Source organism: Neisseria uirgultaei, from assembly GCF_962719845.1.
GTDB classification, from domain to species: domain Bacteria; phylum Pseudomonadota; class Gammaproteobacteria; order Burkholderiales; family Neisseriaceae; genus Neisseria; species Neisseria bergeri.
In genome coordinates this window covers 171,544-190,250 of record NZ_CAUIYF010000004.1, presented here as the reverse complement: position 1 = coordinate 190,250, position 18,707 = coordinate 171,544, and the positions used below count along the sequence as shown (strand labels likewise).

13 protein-coding genes are annotated in these 18,707 nt (G+C 53.2%); 5 read left to right on the top strand and 8 right to left on the bottom strand.

What is annotated here, in order from left to right; translation table 11 throughout:
• Positions 1 to 84: 84 nt before the first annotated feature.
• Positions 85 to 2,958, top strand: a complete 2,874-nt coding sequence (locus Q9J32_RS04160; RefSeq protein WP_304667535.1) for an autotransporter outer membrane beta-barrel domain-containing protein — start codon at positions 85 to 87, stop codon at positions 2,956 to 2,958.
• 204 nt (positions 2,959 to 3,162) lie between these two features.
• Here the strand turns inward: Q9J32_RS04160 and Q9J32_RS04155 are convergent, their stop codons facing one another.
• The 3 genes from Q9J32_RS04155 to Q9J32_RS04145 are packed head-to-tail and all read right to left on the bottom strand — an operon-like array spanning position 3,163 to position 4,546.
• Positions 3,163 to 3,417 carry a hypothetical protein gene (locus Q9J32_RS04155; protein ID WP_304667163.1) on the bottom strand — a complete coding sequence of 85 codons (255 nt, stop codon included), beginning with the start codon at positions 3,415 to 3,417 and terminating at the stop codon, positions 3,163 to 3,165.
• Positions 3,418 to 3,436: 19 nt separating this feature from the next.
• The gene (locus Q9J32_RS04150; protein WP_118796639.1) at positions 3,437 to 4,243 is read right to left on the bottom strand and encodes a basic amino acid ABC transporter substrate-binding protein; all 807 of its coding nucleotides are present in this window, start codon (positions 4,241 to 4,243) and stop codon (positions 3,437 to 3,439) included.
• A gap of 51 nt (positions 4,244 to 4,294) precedes the next feature.
• The gene (locus Q9J32_RS04145) at positions 4,295 to 4,546 is read right to left on the bottom strand and encodes an NGO1151 family protein (protein ID WP_101132479.1); all 252 of its coding nucleotides are present in this window, start codon (positions 4,544 to 4,546) and stop codon (positions 4,295 to 4,297) included.
• A gap of 99 nt (positions 4,547 to 4,645) precedes the next feature.
• Between Q9J32_RS04145 and Q9J32_RS04140 the strand changes: the two genes are divergently transcribed.
• From Q9J32_RS04140 to Q9J32_RS04130, 3 genes are all read left to right on the top strand, one after another.
• Complete coding sequence (locus Q9J32_RS04140) at positions 4,646 to 5,416, top strand: hypothetical protein (protein ID WP_304667162.1); 771 nt, start codon at positions 4,646 to 4,648, stop codon at positions 5,414 to 5,416.
• A 145-nt stretch (positions 5,417 to 5,561) separates the two neighbouring features.
• Entirely contained in the window at positions 5,562 to 6,731 is a 1,170-nt protein-coding gene (metZ, locus tag Q9J32_RS04135) for an O-succinylhomoserine sulfhydrylase (RefSeq protein WP_304667161.1), read from the top strand.
• A gap of 93 nt (positions 6,732 to 6,824) precedes the next feature.
• Positions 6,825 to 7,031, top strand: coding sequence for a DUF2788 domain-containing protein (locus tag Q9J32_RS04130; protein ID WP_301885116.1), 207 nt, complete (start codon positions 6,825 to 6,827; stop codon positions 7,029 to 7,031).
• Between the two features lie 1,246 nt (positions 7,032 to 8,277).
• Here the strand turns inward: Q9J32_RS04130 and Q9J32_RS04125 are convergent.
• From Q9J32_RS04125 to parC, 4 genes are all read right to left on the bottom strand, one after another.
• A complete protein-coding gene (locus Q9J32_RS04125) occupies positions 8,278 to 9,030 on the bottom strand; it encodes a class I SAM-dependent methyltransferase (RefSeq protein WP_301885117.1) in 753 nt (250 codons plus the stop codon).
• 104 nt (positions 9,031 to 9,134) lie between these two features.
• Complete coding sequence (locus Q9J32_RS04120; RefSeq protein ID WP_301885118.1) at positions 9,135 to 10,649, bottom strand: sigma-54-dependent transcriptional regulator; 1,515 nt, start codon at positions 10,647 to 10,649, stop codon at positions 9,135 to 9,137.
• Positions 10,642 to 12,234 carry a sensor histidine kinase gene (locus tag Q9J32_RS04115; RefSeq protein ID WP_301885119.1) on the bottom strand — a complete coding sequence of 531 codons (1,593 nt, stop codon included), beginning with the start codon at positions 12,232 to 12,234 and terminating at the stop codon, positions 10,642 to 10,644. The genes Q9J32_RS04120 and Q9J32_RS04115 overlap by 8 nt, the downstream gene beginning before the upstream one ends.
• A gap of 19 nt (positions 12,235 to 12,253) precedes the next feature.
• A complete protein-coding gene (gene parC / locus Q9J32_RS04110; protein ID WP_301885120.1) occupies positions 12,254 to 14,557 on the bottom strand; it encodes a DNA topoisomerase IV subunit A in 2,304 nt (767 codons plus the stop codon).
• Positions 14,558 to 14,705: 148 nt separating this feature from the next.
• On the opposite strand from parC, the gene Q9J32_RS04105 reads away from it, so the two are divergent.
• Positions 14,706 to 15,389, top strand: a complete 684-nt coding sequence (locus Q9J32_RS04105) for a 2,3-diphosphoglycerate-dependent phosphoglycerate mutase (RefSeq protein WP_301885121.1) — start codon at positions 14,706 to 14,708, stop codon at positions 15,387 to 15,389.
• Between the two features lie 643 nt (positions 15,390 to 16,032).
• On the opposite strand, the gene alaS is transcribed toward Q9J32_RS04105, so the two are convergent.
• Positions 16,033 to 18,657 (bottom strand): alanine--tRNA ligase, encoded by a 2,625-nt coding sequence (gene alaS, locus Q9J32_RS04100; RefSeq protein ID WP_301885122.1) that lies wholly within the window; start codon positions 18,655 to 18,657, stop codon positions 16,033 to 16,035.
• Positions 18,658 to 18,707: the final 50 nt, after the last annotated feature.

Genomic DNA, 18,707 nt, shown 5'->3' with positions numbered 1-18,707 from the left:
TTTTTTTTTTTTTTTTTTTTTTTGGCGTGTCAATGATTTAAGCATATAATGATAAAAATCACATATCTTCAAAATGGAAAACTGATGAAACAAAAAAAGACAGTTCAATGCATCTTACTTGGTTTTGCAGCCGCTTCTATGCACGCGCAAGGGGCGGATGCAAATACAGGAACAATCGTTAAAGAAGACAAATACACCCTCGTCCTCGCACAAAAAGGGCAAGAGAACAACTATACCTACGATGGCGAAACCGAAGTCAAACCCTTAAATTCCCTCATCATTGCCGCCAACGGCGGTACGAACAACATTACGATAAAAGGCAAATTGGCAGACGGCTCTGCCGATGCCTCGCCGACGATTGACAATAAATCGCTTGAAACAAAGATAAACCATTCATCAGGTTATTTGTACGACTTAAGCAGAACTAGCGGGGAGAAGAGAGGCGGCGCGGTGATGTTGGCGGATCAAAGCTATGAGGGCGAAAACAACATCACTTTTGAAAACGTAACCATAGCCTCCCATAACGCGAATGTCGGCATTTTGTCTTATGACGGAATCAATACGAGAAAATCCACAAGCTTGGCGCCGGCGACGCTTACCTTTAAAGGGCGCAATACCATCAATATGGATGCGGATTCCGACTCTACTAACGAAGGTATCCTATTGTTTAATAATGGTGAAAAAGTGGGGAACTATCATTTTGTTTCCCAAGAAGGCTCGACGCTGAATATCAACATCAAATCAGGAAAAGATAGAGGGCAAGGCATTACCGCCAACCACTATAATGGCACCAAACCCAACCCTCAATATCCAAGCATCACCACGATGGAGTTTAAGGGCGACGTAAACATTAAAATCGATAGGAACGGACAGGACGAGGCGGAAAACAACGGTTTCGGTTTCTATTCAAGCAATAGCAGAGGCAATAAGAAGCAGATTCCGGAAGGCTCCAAAATGGAAGCGGTCTTCCGTGGAAACGTCGATATCGATATAACGCCGGTTTATGACGGGCAGGGCAGGCCGAAAAGCATAGGCAGCGCGTTTGCGATTGACGGGAAAAACAGCAAAGTCGAGGTTGTCGGCGGGGAAGACAAGGTTGTCAAAATCAAAGGCGATATTTTCGCCTACAACGGCGGCAGCGTGAGCGTAAACCTCGCCAACAAAGATTCTTATTTTGAAGGGGAAGCCCATATCGGGAAAAGGAGCTTTGCCAAAGGGAAAGATATGTTCAGCGCAACCGTGGATGCGGACGGGAATGTACTGCCCACGGAACAAAGTATCGACAGTACAAGGAAAAGTCTAGTTAAAAAGCAGGAAAGATTGCTTAAGCTGGATGACGAATTGGCTAAACTCAAGGAAGAATTGGCTAAACTCAATGAAAATGACCCAAAAGAAAAAGAAAAAAAAGAAAAACAAATAAAAGCAAAAGAGAGATCAAAAGAAAGCCAAATAAAAAGTATTGCGAGAGACGAAGCAAAAATCAAAGAATATGAAGATTTCTTCGACGAAAACGGTTGGATTAAAGACAGTGCGATCGACGACAAAACAAAAAACACCATCAATCTCAAAATGAGCAACGGCGCGCGCTGGACGGTTACCAATGATTCAATGCTGAAAGAGTTGGATTTATCGGAAGACGCGCAGGTCGAATTTAGCGACAACAATAAATTCGTCAAAGTGTCCGTGAGCAAGCTCAAGGGTGATGGCGGCGTGTTCAAAATGTATGGCGACATCGTCAAAGGCGAATCGGACAGGCTGATTACGCGCGAAGGCAGCGAAGGCGTACACATCATCGAATATGAAGACAATGCCAAGGCACCAACGACGGGCAGGGAATTTTTAAAGCTGGTCGAAAACAAGGGCAATCAAGAAGACAATAAAGCATCATACAAATTGAATGTCCGCTGTACAGAACAGGGAGGGTGGTGTTTTGCCTTGGATGAGTCGGAAAAATCCAAATATGTCGAAATTACCCCCGACGGCAAGAGGGACTTCTACCTTTTCGCGTCAACATTGTCAACGGGCGCATCGAGCAGCGTCCTTTTCGGCGAGGCTTTGTATCAGTTGAACGCGGTTTCCGATGAAACGCTGGTGCAGCGTATGGGCGAAATCCACGCCGACGGAACGCCGCAGGAAGACAACAACGTTTGGATCAAACGCGTCGGCGGAAAATTCGCCGGCAGCCGCAGCGATTACCGCGTAGGCGGTTACAGCAACCGCTATTGGGGTTTTGCCGGCGGCTTCAACCGGACGGGGTTCGGCGACAAATGGATTCATTACAAAGGGCTGATGCTCCGCCACCTCCAATCGTCCTACACCCCCGAAGACTACGCCGGCATCGGCAAAATCTACGGCAGGACGGCAGGCGTTTATTCCACCTGGCTCAACCGGGAAAGCAGGGCTTATTATGATTTGGTCGCCAACATCGCCCGATATAAGGGCAGCTACGGGCTGACCAATTACGCCGGCGTCCGTGTCGAATCGGACGAGGCGCGCCTGAATGCCTATATGCTTTCCGCCGAAACCGGCAGGCGGATGGAAAAACAGGACGGCGGCAAAACCTATTGGTGGCAGCCGGAAGCGCAGTTGTCCTACTGGTTTACACGCGGCTACGGCTTTTCGCTGTCAAACGGGCTGGATGCCGAGACGGACAACTTCCGCAGCCTGATGGGGCGGTTCGGCTTTCGGGCGGGCGTGGACGGTTTGGACGGCGGCAGGCTGAACATCTACGGCAAGCTGATGTACAAACGCGAATTTATCGGCACGATCCGCCACAGGTTCAACGGCTCTGCCGTAGAGGAATTCAAACACCGTGGCGGCTGGTTGGAATACGGTTTGGGCGTGGTCAGCCGCAATGCCGGAAACGGACGGCAGCTTTATTTTGAGGCGCAAAGGTCTTCGATGCACAAGATGCGGCAGAATTGGCAGGTCAATATGGGCGTGCGCAGTATGTTCTGATGCGCGGATGCGCCTGAAAACAATCCGGAACGGTCAGACGCGTTCCGGATTGTTTTTTTTGTCGGGGCGGTTTGCCGCCATATCAAAACAGGCGGGCGATGCCGTCTGAAGCCTGACAAGGCATTAAATGCCGTCTGAAACTCCGTCATTCCCCTGCTGTCCGCAACTTTTTGTCATTCCCGTGAAAGCGGGAATCTAGAACTTTTAAATCTTCAGACGGCTTTTGAATATTGCCGCTGTCCAATGGTCCGGATTCCCGCCTGCGTGGGAATGACGGGTTTTTATAATCTTTAAAAACTGCCACTGCCCGACAGTTCGGGGTGGGAATGACGGCGGTGGGATAATGCCGTCTGAAAACTCAAATGGCGGCATAACAATGCCGCGCCGCCGACATTGCCATCCCGACACAAAACGGCACAGACAATAGAAAATGCCGTCTGAAAGGGCTTCAGACGGCATTGTGTTCGGACGGGCGGGCTTATTTCGCGGCCTGTTCGCCTTCTTTTGCAAAATATTTGGCGTAGATTTTGTCGTATTCGCCGCTTTCGCGTACTTTTTTCAACGCATCGTTCATTACTTTTAAGGTTTCCCCGTCGCCTTTGCGTACCGCGATGCCGTAGTGTTCGGTGGTAAAGTCGGGCAGGGTAACGAAGTCCATCCCTTTGGTCGGATTGTTTTTCACATAATTGGCGATGACCGCGCTGTCGCTGACTACGGAATCTAAGCCGCCGTTTTCCAGTTCTTTGATAATCAGGGGAACGTTTTCAAAGCGCGCGATTTTCGGATTGTCGTTGCCCAAGAGTTTGGATACGGAGAAATCGCCCGTGTAGCCGGTTACCACGCCGACTTTGTTCATCTTTTTCAAATCTTCGGAAGAAGATACTTTTTTGCCTTTCGGAACGAGGACGACTTGGGTGATTTCAAAATACGGGTCGCTGAAGTCCATAGACTGTTTGCGGTCGTCGGTAATGGTTACGCCCGACATCACAACGTCCGCATCGCCGTTGTTCAAGGCGGGGAAAAGGCTGTCCCACGGCTGGTGTTTGAATTCGATTTTAAAATTGCCCGCCTTCGCCATCGCGTTCATCAAATCCACATCGAAACCTTCGACATTGCCTTTCGAGTCTAAAGATTCAAAGGGGGCAAATTCGGCGTTGGAAGCCACGCGGTACACTTTGTCGGGGTTTGCGGCGGGCGCGGCGGTATCTTTGCCCTGACCGCCGCAGGCAGACAGCGCGAGCGCGGAACAGGCAAGGGCGGCGGCAATCCATTTTTTCATATTCATCAAAATTCCTTTCGGTAATCAAAAATCCTAAAAAATCAGTTTAACATAAAATTAACGTTCCTTTTCACGGAAAAACGCATAAGTAACGTCGTGGAACAAATCCGTATGCGGGCTGTCCTCATAGCTCAATTCTGCCAAGGCGTCCTCAAAAGCAAGCTGAATCGACTCGACCGCGACTTCGGCGGTTTCGGCGGGAAGGGCGCGGATTAAGGCTTTGAAGGCGGTGGACAGGACGTGGTTCTGCATACGCAGCACATCGTTTGCCTCTTCCAGATATTCCAAACGCTGTTCGATGCTGCTCATGATGTATCCTCGCGAATCTGTTAAAATGCGCGATTATATCAAACGCGCTTCAGGCGGGGTTTGTCCGCCTGCAAAGATTAAGGACCGGAAGCCGAAAAAATGGATACGAACAATCAGGATAAAGAGCCGAATTGGGAAAAACGCTTGGAAAACCTGCGCCGGACGCGCCGTATGAATACCGCGCCCGACCGTGTGCCGCCGGTTCAAACTTCCGAAGCGGCAAAGGGTTCGCCCGCACCGAAATTGGACGATGCAAGCCGAAACCGTGTGTTAAAGGCGTATCTGAAGAAATGGCAGGAGGAGCACAATGCCGCCGTTGCCGATTGCGGGGAAGAAATCGAAACCGACCCGATGGTTATTCTTCAGGAAAACTGGCTCAACGCGCAGGCTTCCCTGCAAATGTCGGTTTCGGAAAAACACATTGAATCGCAGCGGAAAATCTGGTTTGATGCCAAAAAAGACAGTGTCGAATTTGAAACCGCACAGATTGGGGACGGGGAAAACGCCGACGAGGCAGAATCCGGCACGAATGAGCCGGCGGTTTCGGAAAACGGGGAAAACGATGCGGAAGAAACGTTGATGCCCGTCCAACTCAATATCCTGAACCCGAAAGCCGTCAACCGGCGCGAAGTGTTCTGCCTGTCCGAACAGGAGCTGACCGAACGGCTGATTAAACGCCTGCGCCCACATCTGACTGATACCGTCAACGGCATTATCCGTACGGCGGTGCAGAAGCAGATGGCGCTCTTTACTTATCAGCTCCAGCAAATGCTGCACGAGCAGGCGGGTGCGGTAGTCGAAGACGTGTTGGAACACGATATCCGCAAAATCCTCAATGACATCAAGTACGAATTAAAATACAAACGCTGACCGTCATGCCGTCTGAAAGCCGTGTTCAGACGGCATTTGCATTCTCATCCGACTTGAAAGCCTCACGGAACGGGCGCAAAATATTAATAAATTAAACAACGGGCGCACGCCCCGTTGCCGAACGGACAAAACCGAGGAATTACCGATGAGCAAAAAACTCCACCCGCAGACGCTCGCCATACGCGGCGGCAAAGAACAAACCGAATACCGCGAACACAATCAGGCCTTGTTCCTGACCAGCAGCTTCATGTGGGACAACGCCCAACACGCTGCCGATTTGTTTTCAAAAAAAATCAAAGGGTTCACTTATACCCGTACTGCCAATCCGACCATCGCGGCCTTTGAAAAACGCATTGCCGCTTTGGAAGGTGCGGAACGTGCGGTCGCCACTTCGACCGGCATGTCCGCGATTCAGGCAGCGTTTTTCACCTTCCTGCAGGCGGGCGACCATGTGATTTCCAGCCGCAGCCTGTTCGGCACGACCGTCGGCTTTATCAATAACATCGTTACCAAATTCGGCATCGGAGTGAGCCACGTGTCGCCGACCGATATAAACGAATGGAAAGCCGCCGTCAAAGCCAATACCAAACTGCTGTTTTTGGAAACGCCGTCCAACCCCTTGGGAGAAGTAGCCGACTTGGAAGCCTTGGCGGAATTGGCGCACGGCATCGGCGCGCTTTTGGTGGTGGACAACAGCCTCTTGTCGCCCGCCGGCTCTCAGCCTTTGAAACACGGCGCGGATATTTCTGTTTCTTCCGCAACCAAAGCCATAGACGGACACGGGCGCGTGATGGGCGGCGTGTTGGCGGGTTCGGAAGAGCTGATGGCGCAGGTCGCCGTTTACTGCAACTCTTGCGGTTTGGCGATGTCGCCGTTTAACGCGTGGCAGTTGTTGAGCGGCGTGGAAACCCTGTCGCTGCGTATGGAAAAACAGTTTGACAACGCCTTGAAAATCGCCCAATGGCTGCAAGCGCAGCCGCAGGTTCAAGCCGTGTACTACACCGGATTGCCCGACCATCCTCAGGCAGAGCTTATCCACAAACAGCAAAACGGTGGCGGCATCGTCATCGGTTTTGAAGTCGCCGACCAAGCAGCCGCGTGGAAAGTCGTGGACGGCGTGGAACTCTTTTCCCGCACCGCCAACCTCGGCGACGTGCGCTCGACCATTACCCACCCGTGGACAACCACGCACGGCAGAATGCAGCCCGAAGAAAAACTCGCCGCCGGTATCCACCCCGGATTGGTGCGCCTGTCGGTCGGTTTGGAATATGTTGACGACCTCGTCGATGATTTGAAACAGGCACTCGCACGCTGATTGCGTGTTTCAGACGGCATTGGCGGAAAACACCGCAAATGCCGTCTGAAACCCTTATCGCGTATGGCATACACATCAACAATAGGAAAAAATATGGATGAAGCGGTTTTTGCCGATTGGGCGTTGAAAATCTGCCTGACCAGCTTGATTATTTTTTTGGGTTTTATCGTTTGGAATTTGGGCAAGGAGTCTAAAGCGGGCAAATTCGGCATCGCCATTTTGTTTTTGGTTTTGGGCTTGGGCGTGTTCGGTTTTGTGTTCAAAGAGTTATTGATTAAGTTTTTGGTATTACCGAAATAGGTTTGCCATCTGTCGAAATGCCGTCTGACATCATAAAAAGTAATCTGCACCCTAAAAGTTTGATTTAACCGCTAACTGATTAAGGTGCGGATTTTTATGACAAAATAAAAATCATCTTTCCGCAGTCATTCCCACGGATGCGAAAGCCTGTCTTTTTGAATCCCGGATAATTTTACATCGTCATCCCCGCGCAGGCGGGAATCCAGATCATTGGGTAGCGGCAATGTTCAAAAGTTGTCTGAAAAATCAGAAGTTCTAGATTCCCGTTTTCACGGGAATGACGGAATTTCAGACGACATCCTCCCGCCCCGTCATTCCCGCGCAGGCGGGAATCTAGTCCGTTCGGTTTCAGTCATTTACGATAAATTCCTGTTGCCTTTCATTTCTAGATTCCCACTTTCGCGGGAATGGCGGAGAAGCGGATAAATTCCCGCAATCTAAAACTTCGTCATTTCCATAAAAAACAGCAACCCGAAGCAGCAACTTAAAAACAGCAACCTGAAACCCCGTTATTCCCGCGCAGGCGGGAATCCAGATCATTGGGTAGCGGCAATGTTCAAAAGTCGTCTGAAAAATCAGAAGTTCTAGATTCCCGTTTTCACGGGAATGACGGAATTTCAGACGGCATCCCCCCGCCCCGTCATTCCCGCGCAGGCGGGAATCCAGTGCGTTCAGTTTCAGTCATTTACGATAAATTCCTGTTGCCTTTCATTTCCGGATTCCCACTTCCGTGGGAATGACGGAGGAGCGGATAAATTCCCGCAATCTAAAACCTCGTCATTTCCATAAAAAACAGCAACCCGAAACAGCAACTTAAAAACAGCAACCTGAAACCTCGTCATTCCCGCGCAGGCGGGAATCCAGATTATTGGGTAGCGGCAATGTTCAAAAGTCGTCTGAAAAATCAGAAGTTCTAGATTCCCGTTTTCACGGGAATGACGGAATTTCAGACGGCATCCCCACGCCCCGTCATTCCCGCGCAGGCGGGAATCTAGTCCGTTCGGTTTCGGTCATTTACGATAAATTCCTGTTGCCTTTCATTTCTAGATTCCCACTTTCGTGGGAATGACGGTTTGGAAGTTGCCTGAAACTCGAAAACAACTAAAACTGAACGAATCGGATTCCCACTTCTGTGGGAATGACAAACTTTAAGGTGTGATGACTTATCCAAAACAGTCGAAACGCAAAAACCGGTTTCTCGTTTGCATAAGAACGGCAAATTTTTCGGTGTCTTGTTTTATGGGCGTTATCCCTTGTCCGCTCCGTAGGGCAGGTAAACGTCGAAGCGGGTGCTTTTGCCGGTGTATTGGTAGGCAGCAGCTTGTCCGGCAAGGTGTTCGCCGAGGCGCGGGCGTTTGACGACGACGCGTTTTTTTGCCGTTTGGCGTGCGGTATGCAGGAGTGCCGCTTCATCTTGCGCTTCGCCGACGAGCCGGTGGAAGTAGGCCATTTCTTTTTTAACGGCGGCACTTTTGCGGCGTTCGGGATACATGGGGTCGAGATAGACGATGTCGGGTTTGCCTTGTGTTTGAACAAGGGCGGGCATTTGTTCGGCGGCGTTGCCGAAATAGAGGTTGATGCGCGCGGCGGTGTCTTGCGTTTCGGGATTGAGGAGGGCGCGGCGGATGCCGTCTGAAAGCAGGCAGGCGACGGCGGGATGCTGCTCGAAGGCGGTAACGGCCAGCCCGAGCGAGGCGAGGACGAAGCTGTCGCGCCCCAATCCTGCGGTCGCGTCCCAAACGGTGGGGTGCGCGGTGTGGTTGACGGCTTTGGCGATGAGTTCGCCTCCGCCTTTTGTGCGCCGGTATTGTGCCGCGCCGGAGGCAAAATCGACGGTAACGCCGCCCTTTTCCCCGACAAGCTTGAGGCTGACGGTATCGTGTCCGGCGAGCAGGTAACTGCCTTGTTCGGGCGGTTGGGAAACGGGCACAAGGGGGAATGCCCGTATCAGGGTGCGGACGGTTTCGGTGGCGGTGTTGTCAATAAGGATGTCGGTCATAGTAGTTTTGTTTGTTCGGAAGCAAGGGGCGAACCCGCTTTCCCGTGCCGTTTCAGACGGCATTTTTTCGGGTGGGCGGGGATGGTGCGGATGCCGTTTTGCCGTCAGCCGATGTTGAGGCGTTCCATACGGTAGCGCATGGAACGGAAGCTGATGCCCAAGCGTTTGGCGGCCTGCGTGCGGTTGCCTTCGGTTTGTTTGAGGACTTGTTCGATGATGTCGCGTTCGATTTGGTCGAGATAGTCCTGTATCTGCATGGTATCGGGGTCGAACGGCAGGACGCAGTACGGGGCGGACGCTTCAGACGGCAAGCTATCGGCAACGGGTTCGGCGGTTTCGGACTGAAGGGGTTTGCGGCGCACGTCTTGAATCTGCAAATCGTCGATTTGGACGGTGTGTCCGACGCACAGGGCGACGGCGCGTTCGAGGATGTTTTCCAGTTCGCGGAAATTGCCCGGGTAGCTGTAATTCAGGAGCATCTGTTGCGCGGCGGGGGAGAGTGTGTAAGGCAGGTTGTTGCGGCTGTGTTTGTGCAGGAGGTAGGGGATGAGCAGCTTCAAATCTTCGCGCATTTCGCGCAGGGACGGCATATTGAGGCTGACGACATTGAGTCGGTAATACAGGTCTTGGCGGAATGCGCCGCTTCCGACAAGGGCTTCGAGGTTTTTGTGGGTGGCGCAGACGATGCGGACATCGACGGGCTGCTCGGCCGTATCACCGATGCGGCGCACGGCTTTTTCTTGAATCGCGCGCAGGAGTTTGACCTGCATGGAAAGGGGCAGGTCGGCGACTTCGTCCAAAAACAAAGTGCCGCCGTCGGCGTGGCGGAAGAAGCCGTCGTGGTCTTTGTCGGCACCGGTAAAGCTGCCTTTGCGGTAGCCGAAAAATTCGCTTTCCATGAGGTTTTCGGGAATCGCACCGCAGTTGACGGCGACAAAGGGTTTGTCCGCACGGTCGGACAGTTCGTGTATGGTGCGTGCCGCCTGTTCCTTACCTGTACCGGATTCGCCGGAAATATAGACGGGTACTTTGCCGGGCGCGAGGCGGCGGATGAGGTGGCGGACTTCGACCATCTGCGGAGAGCTGCCGAGCAGGCGGGGCATATCGGATTCCGCATAGGGAAGGGCGGCGGAAACGGGCGGTGCCGTCGGTATCGCGTTTGCAGGTTTTGGGGCTTCAGACGGCATGGGGGAAGAAACGGGGGATGCCGTCTGAACGGGCGGTTCGGGGATTTTGTTTTGGTTTTCGGAAACGGAAATTGCCGATTTGACGAGGGAACGCAGCCGGGCGAGGGTGATGGGTTTTTGGATGTAGTCGAACGCGCCGCAACGCAACGCTTCCTGTGCCTGATCGGCATTGCCGAAGGCGGTAATGACGGCAATCGGGATGTCGAGTGCACGGCTGTTGATGTGTTGGACGACTTCCAGCCCGGAGCCGTCCGGCATACGCATATCGGTCAGGACGAGCGAATAGCGTTGGCTGTCGAGCTTGTTTTTGGCTTCGGCAACGCCTGACGCGGTATGGACGCGCAGCCCCATTTTCATCAGGGTCATTTCCATCAGGTCGAGAATATCGGTTTCGTCATCAACGACGAGGACGGGATGTTGCAGTTCAGTCATTGCTTTTTTCCGGTAATGTGAGTTCGAAACATTTGGCTTCGGGCAGGTAGGTCAAATCGCCGAAGTTGGCGTGTGCCAGTTCACGGGCGACATACAGCCCCAGTCCGGTTCCGTTTTTTGCTGTGGTGTAAAAGGGTTCGAACAAGTGTTCCTGCACTTCGGGCGGAACGCCGCCGCCGTCGTCGGCAAACAGGATGCTGATGGTGTTTTTTTGTGCAGGCCGGGCGACGACGGCAATCGAGCCGTTACGTTTGCTGCTGTGCCGCCATGCGTTGTTGCACAGGTTCCACATAATTTGCCTCAAGTGGGCGGAATCGAAATAGGCAGTCAGGTGATTGCCCTGCATATCCAGGCGGATGCAGCCGACGGCATCGGGATTGTTGAGCAGGAATTCCTGTTTGAAGCCTATCCAAAACTGCATCAGGTCGATGGCTTCGCGTGCGGTTTTGTTGCGTTTGTTGAGCGAGGAGATGTCTTCGAGCATTTTGTCGATACGGCGGACGTTGCCGTCGATGATTTCGCAAAGTTTGACCTTGAATGGGTCGGTTTCTTCTTCCTCTGCATTTTCGCGCAACAGGTCGTTTGCATGGCGGATGGCGGACATCGGGTTGCGGATTTCGTGGGCGAGGTTGGCGGTCAGTTGTCCGAGTGCGGCAAGTTTGACGGACAGGGCTTCTGCCTGAATTTCGCTTTGCGGGCGGATGTAGAGGATGAGCAGCTTGTCCGGCCCTTTGTTGACCGGAACGGCGCGGATGCCGGCGTTCAGGCCGGGTGTGCCGAGGACGTATTCGAAATTGTGCGGAGAGGCTTGATTCCACAGTTCGGCGGCAGAATCGGACAGGCCGGCGCGCCGTCCGATTTCGAGCGCGGGGAAAAGGTCTTTCGCCTTCCGGTTGAACAGCACCGCCAGCCCTTCGGTATTGATGACGACGACGGCTTCCTGAACGCGTTCGAGTACGGTTTGGCTCAAGCCTTTGATGCGCCGGTAGGCGAGGTGGTTGTTGCGGGCCAGTTGGCCGGCGCTGTCGATGTATTTGACCGACAGGGAAGTGAAGATGGCGGAAAGATAGGAGGCGGCGACGAGGATGAAGGTTGCCGAGGCGGTACGGGTATCCGATATGAGCGGGTATTTGCCGATATTGCCGTCGGCAATGGCGTTGAATATCAGCAGGATGGCGGCGTAGCTGGAATAGAGCAGGGGATAACGCCCGTAGCTGAGCAGGCAGGAGCAGACGACGAAGGGCAGGATCAGGATGCCGAAGCCGGAATCGATGCCGCCGAACAGGTAGGTCAGCACGCCGATCATCGTGATATCCGCCACCGCGCTGAAACGCGGCATTTTCAGCGACTGCCATTGCCAATGCGGATGGATGATGGAAAAGAAAATCAGCCAGCAGGCAATGGCGAGCCAAACATAAAACGCCCACGCCGTCCACGAAGCGTGCAGGTTCGCACGGCTGCCGGTTTCCAGCCCGAGGATGTGCATAATCATCAGCGGGAAAACGATGGCGACGCGGATGATGTTGATCAGATTGGGAATCCGGTCTTTGAGTTTTTCAAGTTCGCGGGGGTTGGAAATCACCATAATATGTGCGGAACCGGGTTTATTTGGGGGAAGAAAGCTGTTTCAGGCTGCCCGATATGGGCAACAGTCTGCCTTTTTTGCCGCGTTTTGCCTCAAGCAGGGAGACGGGGAGGCGGTCTTTGTGCGCCGCGCCGCGCCTGCCTTCGCTTTCAATCAGGATTTCCGCCTCGGAAGAAACGGCGGTATGCGTCATCGATTCGCCGGCGTTTAATCCGATGATTTGCAGTCCTTTGCCTTTCGGCATGATTTTCAATTCGCCGATGGGGAAGGCGATGGCGCGGTTTTGATTAGTGGCGGCAATGATTTTGCAGTCAGGATTGATCAGCGAAGAAGCATAGACGGTAACGGGCGGCAGGACGGTTTCGCCGCTTTCTACGGTCATCACCACTTTGCCCGCTTTCACGCGTCCGACCATATCGGCCAACTTGGCGATGAAGCCGTAGCCGCCGCTGCCTGAGAGCAGGTAGTGCTGTTCGGGCTGGCCGGTGAGCATAGCGACGGGTTTCGCGCCGTTTTGCAGCTCTATTAAGGATGAAACCGGTACGCCGTCGCCGCGTCCGCCGGGAATTTCGGCGGCATCGAGCGTGTAGGTTCTACCCAATGAATCCAAGATGACGACAGGTAAAACAGTGCGGCCTTCAAGGGTTTGCTTGAGGCGGTCGCCTTCTTTGAATGCGGTTTGGCTCAAATCAAGGTTGTGTCCGGCACGGCTGCGTATCCAGCCTTTTTCCGACAGAATCAGCGTGATCGGCTCATCGGCGGTGGTTTGCGTCAACACGGCGCGTCCGGCTTCTTCCACCAGCGTGCGGCGCGCGTCGCCGAACTGCTTCATGTCCGCCTGCATCTCTTTGATAATCAGCTTGCGTTTTTCGTTTTCGTCGCCCAAAAGGATATTCAGACGGCCTTGTTCTTCGCGCAACTCGTTCAATTCTTTTTCGAGTTTGAAACCTTCTAAACGCGCCAACTGGCGCAGGCGGATTTCCAAAATGTCTTCGGCTTGGATTTCGGTCAGCCCGAACGCCGCCATCAGATCGGCTTTCGGGTCGTCTGATTCACGAATGACTTTAATCACTTCGTCAATGTGCAGAAAGACTTTCAGACGGCCTTCAAGGACGTGCAGTCGTTTTTCCACTTGGTTCAAACGGAATTTCAGACGGCGTGTTACGGTCACGACGCGGAAATCCAGCCATTCCTGCAAAATCGTTTTCAGGTTTTTCTGCGCAGGGCGGTTGTCCAGCCCCATCATCACCAAGTTCATGGACACATTGCCTTCCAGAGAAGTCTGCGCCATCAGCGTGTTGATGAAGGTATCCGTATCGATGCGGCTGGATTTTGGCTCGAACACTAGGCGCACGGGATGTTCGCCGTCTGACTCATCGCGCACGCGGTCGATTAAATCCAGCATCAGCTTTTTGGTGTTGAGCTGGTCTTGGTTGAGCTGTTTCTTACCCGCTTTCGGTTTCGGGTTGGTTTGTTCTTCGATTTCGGCAAGGATTTTGGCAGAGTTGGCGTTCGGCGGCAGCTCGGTCACAATCACGCGCCATTGTCCGCGCGCCAGCTTCTCGATTTCGTAACGCGCACGCACGCGCACGCTGCCCTTGCCGGTTTCGTAAATCCGGCGTAATTCGTCCGCCGGCGTGATGATTTGACCGCCGCCGGCAAAGTCTGGAGCAGGGATATATTGCATCAGGTCGGCGGTCTCCAGCGTCGGCTTTTTCAACAGCGCAATCGCCGCCTGCGTAACTTCGTTCAAATTGTGCGACGGAATTTCGGTCGCCATGCCCACCGCGATGCCCGACGCACCGTTGAGCAACACCATAGGCAGACGGGCTGGCAGGTGTACAGGCTCGTCAAACGCGCCGTCGTAGTTCGGTACAAAATCCACCGTACCCTGATTGATTTCGGACAACAGCAATTCCGCAATCGGCGTCAGCCGCGCTTCGGTGTAACGCATCGCCGCCGCCCCGTCGCCGTCGCGCGAGCCGAAGTTGCCGATGCCGTCGATTAAGGGATAGCGCAAGGTAAAATCCTGCGCCATGCGGACCATCGCCTCATAGGCGGAACTGTCGCCGTGCGGGTGGTATTTACCCAAAATCTCACCGACCACGCGCGCCGATTTCACCGGCTTCGCCCCCGCTGTCAAGCCCATATCGCGCATGGCAAACAAAATGCGCCGCTGCACGGGCTTTTGACCGTCTGAAACTTCAGGCAGCGCGCGGCCTTTGACCACGCTCATGGCGTATTCGAGATAGGCGCGTTCGGCGTATTGACCGAGTATCAGCGTATTGGAATCGGTATGGGAAGCGTGCGGTTGCGTATTCATTGTGTATGCGGAATGTAAAGCAAAGGACATTATTGTAAATCAAAACGGCAAACCATAGTGGGTGCCGTGTCTGAATCTGAATCAAATACGGGAAATGTGAAAATATGTTATAAATAAGGCTTTCCCACTTTCACACATTGGAGACGATATGGAATTGGTATTTATCCGCCACGGACAAAGCGAATGGAACGCGAAAAACCTGTTTACAGGCTGGCGCGACGTAAAGCTGAGCGAGCAGGGGCTTGCCGAGGCTGCCGCCGCCGGTAAGAAACTGAAAGAAAACGGCTATGAGTTCGACATCGCCTTCACATCCGTCCTGATCCGCGCGATTAAGACCTGCAACATCGTTTTGGAAGAATCCGACCAACTGTTCGTACCGCAAATCAAAACATGGCGGCTGAACGAACGCCACTACGGCCAACTGCAAGGTTTGGACAAAAAACAAACCGCCGAAAAATACGGTGACGAGCAAGTCCGCATCTGGCGGCGCAGCTACGACACCCTGCCGCCGCTCTTGGACAAAGACGACGCGTTTTCCGCACACAAAGACCGCCGCTATGCCCATCTGCCTGCCGATGTTATCCCCGACGGCGAAAATTTGAAAGTTACTTTGGAGCGCGTATTGCCGTTTTGGGAAGACCAAATCGCCCCCGCGATTTTGAGCGGCAAACGCGTCTTGGTGGCGGCGCACGGCAACTCCCTGCGCGCGCTGGCAAAACACATCGAGGGCATTTCCGACGAAGACATCATGGGCTTGGAAATCCCGACCGGCCAGCCGCTGGTGTACAAATTGGATGACAACCTGAAAGTCCTCGAAAAATTCTACCTGTAAGGGTGTGAAATAAAAAATGCCGTCTGAAACGCTGGGCTTCAGACGGCATTTTTGACAGTACCGAAACCGAACGTCCTAGATTCCCGCCTGCGCGGGAATGACGAGATTTTAAATTACGGTAAGTTATCAGAAAAACAGAAACTTCCCCGCCGTCATTCCCGCGAAAGCGGGAATCTAGACACCCGAAACCGCAGGAATTTATCCGAAACAACAGCAACCTCCGCCGTCATTCCCGCGAAAGCGGGAATCTAGAACCTCTGAATTTTCAGACAACCTTTGAATATTGCTGTTGTTCTAAGGTCTGGATTCCCGCCTGCGCGGGAATGACGGGATTTTAAGTTACGGTAATTTATTGGAAAAACAGAAAATTCTCCGTCGTCATTCCCACGAAAGTGGGAATCTAGAACCTCTGAATTTTCAGACAACCTTTGAATATTGCCGCCGTCCCGCGTTTCTGGATTACCGCCTGCGCGGGAATGACGATTCATCAGTTTCTCGAAATTCCAATATAACCGAAACCGAACGCCCTAGATTCCAGCCTGCGCGGGAATGACGGGATTTTTGTAACCGTAGCAACTGCGTGCGGAAAAAATGCCGTCTGAAGGCTTGGGTGTTCAGACGGCATTTTGCTTCGGCAGAGGGATTACGCGAGTTTGGCTTTTACCCATTCTTCCGCGCTTGCCAGCATTTCGGGCAATTTGCCGGCATCTGTGCCGCCGGCCTGCGCCAAGTCGGGACGGCCGCCACCTTTGCCGCCGACTTGTTCGGCTGCAAATTTAACCAGATCGCCTGCTTTGACTTTGCCGGTCAGGGCTTTGGATACGCCGGCACACAGGGAGACTTTGCCGTCGTTTACTGCCGCTAAAAGAATCACGGCGTTGTCGGATTTTCCGGTCAGGTCGGTTACGATTTCGCGCTGGGCGGCTGCGTCGGCTTCGATTTGGGCGGCAACGAGTTTGGCTGCGCCCAAGTCTTTGGCGTTGTCCAAGAGTTTGGCGCCTGCGTGGACGGCGAGTTCGGCTTTGGCGCGTGCCAATTCTTTTTCCAATGCTTTGGCGTGTGCCGCGCCTGCTTGGATTTTCGCCAGTACGTCTTTTTCGGTTTGGGCTTTGGTTTCGGCAATAATGTCTTTAACCAAACGCTCTTGTTCTTGCGCCCATTTGAGTGCGTTCAGGCCGGTGATGGCTTCGATACGGCGCACGCCTGCGGCAATACCGCCTTCGCTGATGATTTTGAAGAGGCCGATGTCGCCGGTGCGTGAAACGTGTGTACCGCCGCACAATTCGGTAGAGAAACCGCCCATTTGCAATACGCGTACTTCGTCGCCGTATTTTTCGCCGAAAAGCATCATCGCGCCGGTTTTTTGGGCGTCTTCCATGCTCATAATGGCTGCGTTGACGGCAACGTTGGCCAAAACGGCTTCGTTGACGCGGCGTTCGACTTCGGCGATTTCTTCGGCAGTTACCGCTTGAGGATGGGAAATGTCGAAACGGGTGGATTCGGCGGTAACCAAAGAGCCTTTTTGTTCAACGTGTTCGCCCAATACATCGCGCAGGGCTTTGTGCATCAGGTGGGTCGCGCTGTGGTTGCGCATATTGGCATTGCGGATTTCGTCATCCACTTTGGCGGTAACGCTGTCGCCGACTTTCAGGCGGCCTGATGTTTGTACGCCGAATTGACCGAATACGGCCGCTTTGATTTTTTGGGTATCACGTACTTCAAAGCGGTTTTCGCCTGCGAAGATATAGCCGACGTCGCCGACTTGGCCGCCGGATTCTGCATAGAACGGGGTAAAGTCGATAACGATGGCACCTTCGTCGCCTTCGTTCAATTCGTCGACTTGCTCGCCGTCTTTGTAGAGGGCGAGGACTTTGGATTCGGTTTGGCGTTCGCTATAACCTTTAAATTCGGTGTCTTGACCGTCGTAAGGCAGTTGGGCGTTGGCTTTGAAGCTTTGTGCGGCGCGTGCGCGTGCGCGTTGGGCTTCCATCTCACGCTCGAAGCCTGCTTCGTCCAGTTCGATATTGCGTTCGCGGCAGATGTCGGCAGTCAAGTCGTATGGGAAACCGTAGGTATCGTAGAGTTTGAAGATGATTTCGCCGTCGAGTTTTTTGCTGCCTTTAGCCAATGCGTTTTCCAACAAAGCCATGCCGGTTTCCAGCGTTTGGGCAAAACGACTTTCTTCGTTTTTCAACGCTTCTTCGATTTGGGCTTGTTTTTCTTTCAATTCAGGGTAGGCATCGCCCATCTCTTTGACCAAATCGGCCACCAGTTTGTGGAAGAATGGTTTGCTTTGACCCAGTTTGTAACCGTGGCGCACGGCGCGGCGGATGATGCGGCGCAATACGTAGCCGCGGCCTTCGTTGGAAGGCAAGACGCCGTCTGCAATCAGGAAGGAGCAGGATCGGATGTGGTCGGCAATCACTTTCAGGCTGGGTTCTTCCATGCTGAATGGCGCACCGGTTTCGCGGGCAACGGCTTTGAGCAGGTCTTGGAACAGGTCGATTTCGTAGTTGCTGTGGACGTGCTGCATGACGGCGGCCATGCGTTCCAAGCCCATACCGGTATCGACGGACGGCTTGGGCAGCGGGTTCATATTGCCTTGTTCGTCGCGGTTGAACTGCATGAATACGCAGTTCCAAATTTCGATCCAGCGATCGCCGTCTTCTTCAGGGCTGCCGGGAATGCCGCCCCAGATTTCTTCGCCGTGGTCGTAGAAAATTTCGGAGCAGGGGCCGCAGGGTCCGGTGTCGCCCATTTGCCAGAAGTTGTCAGACGCGTATTTCGCGCCTTTGTTGTCGCCGATGCGGACGATGCGTTCAGACGGCATGCCGATTTCGTTCAGCCAGATGTTGTAGGCTTCGTCGTCTTCGGCATACACGGTCGCCAAGAGTTTGTCTTTGGGGATGTTCAACCATTCAGGGGAAGTCAGGAATTCCCAAGCGAAGTGGATCGCGTCGCGCTTGAAGTAGTCGCCGAAGGAGAAGTTGCCCATCATTTCAAAGAAGGTGTGGTGGCGGGCGGTGTAGCCTACGTTTTCCAAGTCGTTGTGTTTACCGCCTGCGCGTACGCATTTTTGCGCGGTAGTGGCACGGCTGTACGGGCGTTTGTCGAAACCTAAAAATACGTCTTTAAACTGGTTCATGCCCGCGTTGGTAAACAGCAGGGTCGGGTCGTCGTGTGGCACGAGGCTGGAAGAGCGGACGACGGTGTGACCTTTGGTTTCAAAAAATTTTAGGAATTTTTGGCGCAGTTCGGAAGTTTTCATAATTTTTTCAATGTCTCTCAAATGTCTTGTCATGGTAAAAGCAGGGAAAA

Excerpts from the sequence above, each read along its gene's own strand:
- Q9J32_RS04160 (WP_304667535.1), top strand. The coding sequence starts at position 85 with ATGAAACAAAAAAAGACAGTTCAATGCATCTTACTTGGTTTTGCAGCC.
- Q9J32_RS04155 (WP_304667163.1), bottom strand. The coding sequence starts at position 3,417 with ATGCCGTCTGAAGCCCTTTCAGACGGCATTTTCTATTGTCTGTGCCGT.
- Q9J32_RS04150 (WP_118796639.1), bottom strand. The coding sequence starts at position 4,243 with ATGAATATGAAAAAATGGATTGCCGCCGCCCTTGCCTGTTCCGCGCTC.
- Q9J32_RS04145 (WP_101132479.1), bottom strand. The coding sequence starts at position 4,546 with ATGAGCAGCATCGAACAGCGTTTGGAATATCTGGAAGAGGCAAACGAT.
- Q9J32_RS04140 (WP_304667162.1), top strand. The coding sequence starts at position 4,646 with ATGGATACGAACAATCAGGATAAAGAGCCGAATTGGGAAAAACGCTTG.
- metZ (WP_304667161.1), top strand. The coding sequence starts at position 5,562 with ATGAGCAAAAAACTCCACCCGCAGACGCTCGCCATACGCGGCGGCAAA.
- Q9J32_RS04130 (WP_301885116.1), top strand. The coding sequence starts at position 6,825 with ATGGATGAAGCGGTTTTTGCCGATTGGGCGTTGAAAATCTGCCTGACC.
- Q9J32_RS04125 (WP_301885117.1), bottom strand. The coding sequence starts at position 9,030 with ATGACCGACATCCTTATTGACAACACCGCCACCGAAACCGTCCGCACC.
- Q9J32_RS04120 (WP_301885118.1), bottom strand. The coding sequence starts at position 10,649 with ATGACTGAACTGCAACATCCCGTCCTCGTCGTTGATGACGAAACCGAT.
- Q9J32_RS04115 (WP_301885119.1), bottom strand. The coding sequence starts at position 12,234 with ATGGTGATTTCCAACCCCCGCGAACTTGAAAAACTCAAAGACCGGATT.
- parC (WP_301885120.1), bottom strand. The coding sequence starts at position 14,557 with ATGAATACGCAACCGCACGCTTCCCATACCGATTCCAATACGCTGATA.
- Q9J32_RS04105 (WP_301885121.1), top strand. The coding sequence starts at position 14,706 with ATGGAATTGGTATTTATCCGCCACGGACAAAGCGAATGGAACGCGAAA.
- alaS (WP_301885122.1), bottom strand. The coding sequence starts at position 18,657 with ATGAAAACTTCCGAACTGCGCCAAAAATTCCTAAAATTTTTTGAAACC.